The sequence below is a fragment of the Mammaliicoccus fleurettii genome (assembly GCF_003970575.1).
Taxonomy (GTDB): Bacteria; Bacillota; Bacilli; order Staphylococcales; family Staphylococcaceae; genus Mammaliicoccus; species Mammaliicoccus fleurettii.
Genome location: NZ_RXWZ01000034.1, coordinates 1 through 5,490, shown reverse-complemented (window position 1 = coordinate 5,490; position 5,490 = coordinate 1). Strand labels below are relative to the sequence as shown.

Sequence of the window (5,490 nt, the reverse complement as noted above, 5' to 3'; positions counted from 1 at the left end):
ATATTCAACAGTACAATGTTGAAGAAATATTTATTGACATAACTAAAGTATTTAAATATTATTGTTCAACACCATTTGACTTTGCAAGTATGTTGAAGAGAGAAATAGAAGAACAAATGCATATGAAATATTCAATTGGAATAGGTCCAAATATGTTTCTGAGTAAATCTGCATTAGATATAGAAGCGAAAAATAATAAACAGTTAATTGCTGAATGGAAATATGAAGACATACCTTCAAAGTTGTGGCCAATACATCCATTAAATAAAATGTGGGGAATTAATCAACGGGTTGAGAAAGACTTAAATGAAATAGGAATATACACAGTTGGAGATTTAGCGCACTATCCTTTAAAAAAATTAGAGAAATCATATGGAGAAATAAGCCAGGATTTGCATCTTAACAGTAATGGTATAGACTTAAACAAGGTTCAAGACATTCACAATATAATTAAACCAAAAATAAAATATAATTTAAAACTTTCGCAGAACTATCAATATTTTGAAATGAAAAGTATCATACTTGAAACAGTGGAAAGTTTAACCAAACAATTAAGATCAAGAAATTTATTAGTAAAGACTATTTCATTTTCTTTGAAAAATGATCAAAGTGATGGAATCTCAAAAGAATATACTTTAAAAGATGGCACAAATATAGCTATGGATATATTTAGAGTTATATGGAGTTTTTCTGAACAACTATGTGATAAAGCAGAAAAATATAATGAATTAAATATCTCACTTAATAATTTTGTACCTGAAAGAGCTCGTGAACTTAATATGTTTATAGAAAAATTTGAAAGATTAAGAAATGAAGGACTTGAATTATTAATTAATGAAATAAATTGGGACAGAAACTTAATTAACGATCAAATAATCTAAATCAACTTATAAATGAAAGTAGTTATATTTCTCCTTTGTGTATATAATGTAAATATTATTAACATTTGACAAACTTTAATCACATTTATATACTTATTTTGACTGACATTCAAATATGGGGAGTGGTGCATGGTGATTAAACAAGTTACACCTTATCTTTACTTTAACGGAACTTGCGAAGAAGCATTGGCATTTTATAGTGAAGCGCTAGATGGAAGTGTAAGAGAATCACAAACGTATGGTGACGCAGGTGTGGATGCGGCACAAGATTCTAATAGAATTATTCATGCACAATTAGAAGTGAATGGTCATTTATTTATGTTTTCAGATATACCGAATGATGATGACTCATTGAGTCAAAACCATAACGTATACATTGTTATAGAATTTGAAACAGAAGATAAGATAAATGAAGTGTATAATATATTTAAAGAAGGTGGCCAGGTTCAAATGGAACTAGGTAAAACTTTTTGGGGACAAACATATGCTAAAGTTATAGATAAATTTGGTATAGGTTGGGATTTAAGTTATACACATCAAGAATAATATATAAGGATAGAGGCTGGGACAATTATTTGTCTCAGCCTCTATCCTTATATATTTTAGAGAATTAAAAAATGGTAAAATAAACTGAGATAACCTATTATAAAGGTGGCGTAATATATGAAAGTGTTGATTGCACCAGATTCTTTTAAAGGGAGTTCGGATGCTTTAACTGTTGCTCATGCTATGCAAAATGGAATATTAAAAGTAGATTCTAAATCTGAAACTGTTATTCTACCAATGGCTGATGGTGGCGAGTGTACGATGATAAATTTGGTTCAGGCTACTAATGGTACTGTGGTGACAGCAAATAGTGTTGATCCTTTAGGTAGACAAATGGAATCTAAATACGGCATTTCTGGTGATGGTAAGACCGCAATTATTGAACTCGCAACTAGTTCTGGCATAGATCTTCTTAATGCTGAAGAGCTTAATCCGTTAAAAACAACAACGTATGGTACTGGAATACTTATTAAAGATGCTCTAGAACGAAATATTAAACATTTCATTATATGTTTAGGTGGTAGTGCTACAAATGATGCTGGTGTTGGTTTGTTACAAGCATTGGGATTCAGATTTTTGGATAAAAATGGACTTGATATAAATCTTGGTGGACAATATATCAAAGATATTGTCACGATTGATGATTCTAATGTTATGTCATTAATGAAAGAAGCGAATTTTGAAATTGCATGTGATGTTACAAATCCACTTATAGGAACAAATGGCGCTAGTTACATATTCGGACCTCAAAAAGGTGCTTCAGTTGAGGTTGTTAAAATTCTTGATAATGCTATAGAGCAATTTGCGAATATAATTGAGCAACAAAAAAATCTTTCTATTCATCAGATTGAAGGGGCTGGTGCAGCAGGTGGTACAGCTGGCAGTATGCTTGCGTTTTTAAATGCAAATTTAAAAAGAGGAATTGAACTTGTTATAGACTTTGTAGAATTAAATGAAATGTTAAAACAAGAGAACTTTGATTTGATTATAACGGGTGAAGGCAAAATAGATGGACAAACAGCTGGTGGAAAAGTGATATCTGGTATGTGTCAAAAGGCACATGAATATGGAATACCAATTATAGCTCTTGGCGGAAGTGTTGAAGGGAATTTATCTGAGCTATATAACCAAAGTCTAACAGCTGCATATAGTATTACTAATGGTCCAATGAATTTAGAAGAAGCTATGCAGAATAGTAGTTGTTTAATAGAACAACAAACTGAACAAATATTTAGAACGATAAAAATGATTAATAAATAAGAAAAAGCAGTATGGTTGATTTCGTAACCATACTGCTTTTTTTAAGTTCTGTATTTATATTTTTGAATTCTATTTATTATAAGAACACCAATTATCATAAACACTATTGCTACTATAAGTGTGAACTTGAAGCCAACTATACTTGTAATAAGTAATGCGATAGCTGTAACTACACCATTAAATAGTGCAATTGGAACTTGTGTTTTGTTGTGATCTTTATGATCAGCTCCGGCACCAGTAGAAGAAAGAATAGTTGTATCTGATATAGGAGAACTATGGTCACCAAATATGCCACCAGAAATTACTGCTCCAATACATACTGTTAACGGCAAATCTAAGTGATAGCCAAGTGGTATAGCTAATGGTAGCATTATTGCAAATGTTCCCCATGAAGTACCATTTGCAAATGACATACATGCACCGACAAGGAAGATGAGCGCAGGTACAATTGCAGGAGGGATTGTGCCATCTATAATTTGCACGATATAGTTAGCTGTTCCTAATTTATCTAGGACACTTCCAAGCGACCATGCCAATACTAGTATGATTAAAATATCAGTCATGTTTTTCATACCTGATGTATATATATTTAATGATTGACTAATTGTTTTCACTTTATATATTAACATCATAATAATGATTGAAATAGCAGCAAAGAAATAAGATAAACTTAACGCTATTCTAAAATCTTTACCTTCAACACTTTGGAATGGAAAACCTTTTGGCGCTAATAAAGAAAATAAAGAGATGATTAATATAAGAATGGGTAACCAAATAAGTATTGGTTTGCTTTTGTTTTCAACATCTTTATCTGTATCAACACTTTCTCTTAAAGGTTTGGCATTTTCCCAATAAATTTCACCTGTATTCATAATTCGATCTTCGGCTTTTTTCATTGGACCAAAATCTAATTTTAATAAAATGATTAAAGGGACAATTAATACAGCTAGTACAGGATAAATGAAATAAGGTATAGAAGTGATAAAAGCATCCCATGAAGTCATATCTATACTTAAACGTTTAAATTCTGTATCGATTAATCCCATTATATAAACACCCCAGCCTATAAAAGGAATCATCACAGATACAGGAGAAGCTGTTGAATCAATAATCCATGCTAATTTTTCACGAGATATTTTAGCCTTATCAAATAAACTTTCATATATTGGGCCAACTATAAGTGGCGTTCCCATTTCAGAGAAGAAAATGATAATACCACTAAACCACGCTGCTAATTGAATTTTAATTCTACTCTTTGTACCAGAAATAAAGTGATTCGCAAAAGCTTTAGCACCACCTGAATTTTCAAGCAATGCAACAAACCCACCTATAAATACTAATAATATAAGTATGCCTGCATTATATTCATCAGCAACCGTAACGAATAAATAGTCACCTAACAACTTTTTTAAAGAAGAAATAGGGTTGAAACTTGTTAATAATAATATCCCGGAAAAAAGTCCTAAGAACAGAGAGACAATTACGCTTCGTGTTAATAAGACCATTATGATGGCGATAATGGGTGGAATAATTGACCAAAAGCCAAAACTATCCATAATAGACAACCTCCCTTAAAAGTTTTCTGAATGATGTAATAATTTAAATCATTACATATAATTTGTAATTAGTAAATAAGAGATTAATAAACAATCATAAAATTGTATACCTATACATCTATTGTTGACAATGATAGTTATAAAAATGACAACTATATTTGTCATAATGACAATAATAGTGTATATTAGTAATCGTAGGTGGTGGTCAAATGAAGAACAGGGTGAAAGAGTTGAGAGCTAGAGAAGGATTTAATCAAACTGAGTTGGCAAAAAGAGCAGGTATATCGAGACAAACAGTTTCATTAATAGAACGTAATAACTTCATGCCATCAGTATTGACTGCGGTAAGAATAGCTAGAATACTCAAAGAAAATGTTGAAGATGTTTTCATATTCGAGGAGGATGAATTATGAAAAAGAATAAAATTATGTTAATAGGTAACCTTATTTTATATATGCTTATAGGTGGATTAGTTGGAGGTTTATTAACAACCTTGTTTGGGGCTAATCATCAGCTTTTAGAAATACAATTAACAAAAACACAAACAGATATTATAACTATTATTTTAGCAATATTTATCATTATATTAGTTGTTATATTAATGAATGTTTATAAAAAAGCGAAAAACTATAGAAAGTTAGAAACAGATTCAGACAATGAGGATGATATAGAAGTACAATTAGAAAAAACATTAATTTTTCCACCTGTACTATTAGGCTTAATAACTACACTTGGCTTAATAATACTAAATCTTGTTTTAAATTTATCAGAAGATCCAAGCATTTTATCGTTAATTATAGCAGTATTATCTTTAATTATAACTGCACCATTATCTTATATGCATTTATCGAATTTAAGAAAATTATACCCAGAACGTCATTATCCAAAAGCAGGAGATAAAAAATTAAATGAAAAAATGGTAGATATGATGGATAGTGGTGAGCAATATATCACTTTACTAGCTTTACAAAAAACATACACTTTAAATCAACAATTGATCATAGGATTTATTGCACTAGCATCAATATTTTCAATAAGTTCTAATAATAATCAATTTTTCAGCGTATCATTATTAATTATCTTATATCTAGTTAATACAATGTACTTCACTAAAAAAGTTTCAGAAACTTTATAAAAAAAGACCCGGTCCTATATAGTGAGCTGACCCCAATTTGTGGGAATAAAATAAAAACACTTTCGTTGAATTCATATTAAAATGAATTTATACGGAGGTGTTTTTTCTATGA

The 5,490-nt window shown here is 30.3% G+C and carries 6 protein-coding genes; 5 read left to right on the top strand and 1 reads right to left on the bottom strand.

All coding sequences use genetic code 11. The annotated features are described in order from the left end of the window. From CD129_RS02620 to CD129_RS02610, 3 genes are all read left to right on the top strand, one after another. Positions 1-881, top strand: an 881-nt coding sequence (locus tag CD129_RS02620) for a DinB/UmuC family translesion DNA polymerase (RefSeq protein ID WP_126577728.1), incomplete at its 5' end; no start/stop codon positions are given. A gap of 129 nt (positions 882-1,010) precedes the next feature. Next, positions 1,011-1,427: a VOC family protein gene (locus tag CD129_RS02615; RefSeq protein ID WP_174221864.1), complete on the top strand. Its 417-nt coding sequence runs from the start codon at positions 1,011-1,013 to the stop codon at positions 1,425-1,427. Positions 1,428-1,544: 117 nt separating this feature from the next. Next, positions 1,545-2,687, top strand: coding sequence for a glycerate kinase (locus tag CD129_RS02610; protein WP_115337480.1), 1,143 nt, complete (start codon positions 1,545-1,547; stop codon positions 2,685-2,687). A gap of 41 nt (positions 2,688-2,728) precedes the next feature. Here CD129_RS02610 and CD129_RS02605 read toward each other — a convergent pair whose 3' ends face one another. Next, on the bottom strand, positions 2,729-4,243 hold the full coding sequence (locus CD129_RS02605) for a Na+/H+ antiporter NhaC family protein (RefSeq protein WP_078356353.1): 1,515 nt from the start codon (positions 4,241-4,243) through the stop codon (positions 2,729-2,731). A gap of 209 nt (positions 4,244-4,452) precedes the next feature. Here CD129_RS02605 and CD129_RS02600 point away from each other — a divergent pair, with 209 nt between their 5' ends. Both CD129_RS02600 and CD129_RS02595 read left to right on the top strand, forming a co-directional pair. Beyond that, positions 4,453-4,656, top strand: coding sequence for a helix-turn-helix transcriptional regulator (locus tag CD129_RS02600; protein ID WP_078356354.1), 204 nt, complete (start codon positions 4,453-4,455; stop codon positions 4,654-4,656). Further along, positions 4,653-5,378 carry a DUF443 family protein gene (locus tag CD129_RS02595; protein ID WP_078356355.1) on the top strand — a complete coding sequence of 242 codons (726 nt, stop codon included), beginning with the start codon at positions 4,653-4,655 and terminating at the stop codon, positions 5,376-5,378. Before CD129_RS02600 ends, CD129_RS02595 begins: the two co-directional genes overlap by 4 nt. The last annotated feature ends 112 nt before the right edge of the window (positions 5,379-5,490 follow it).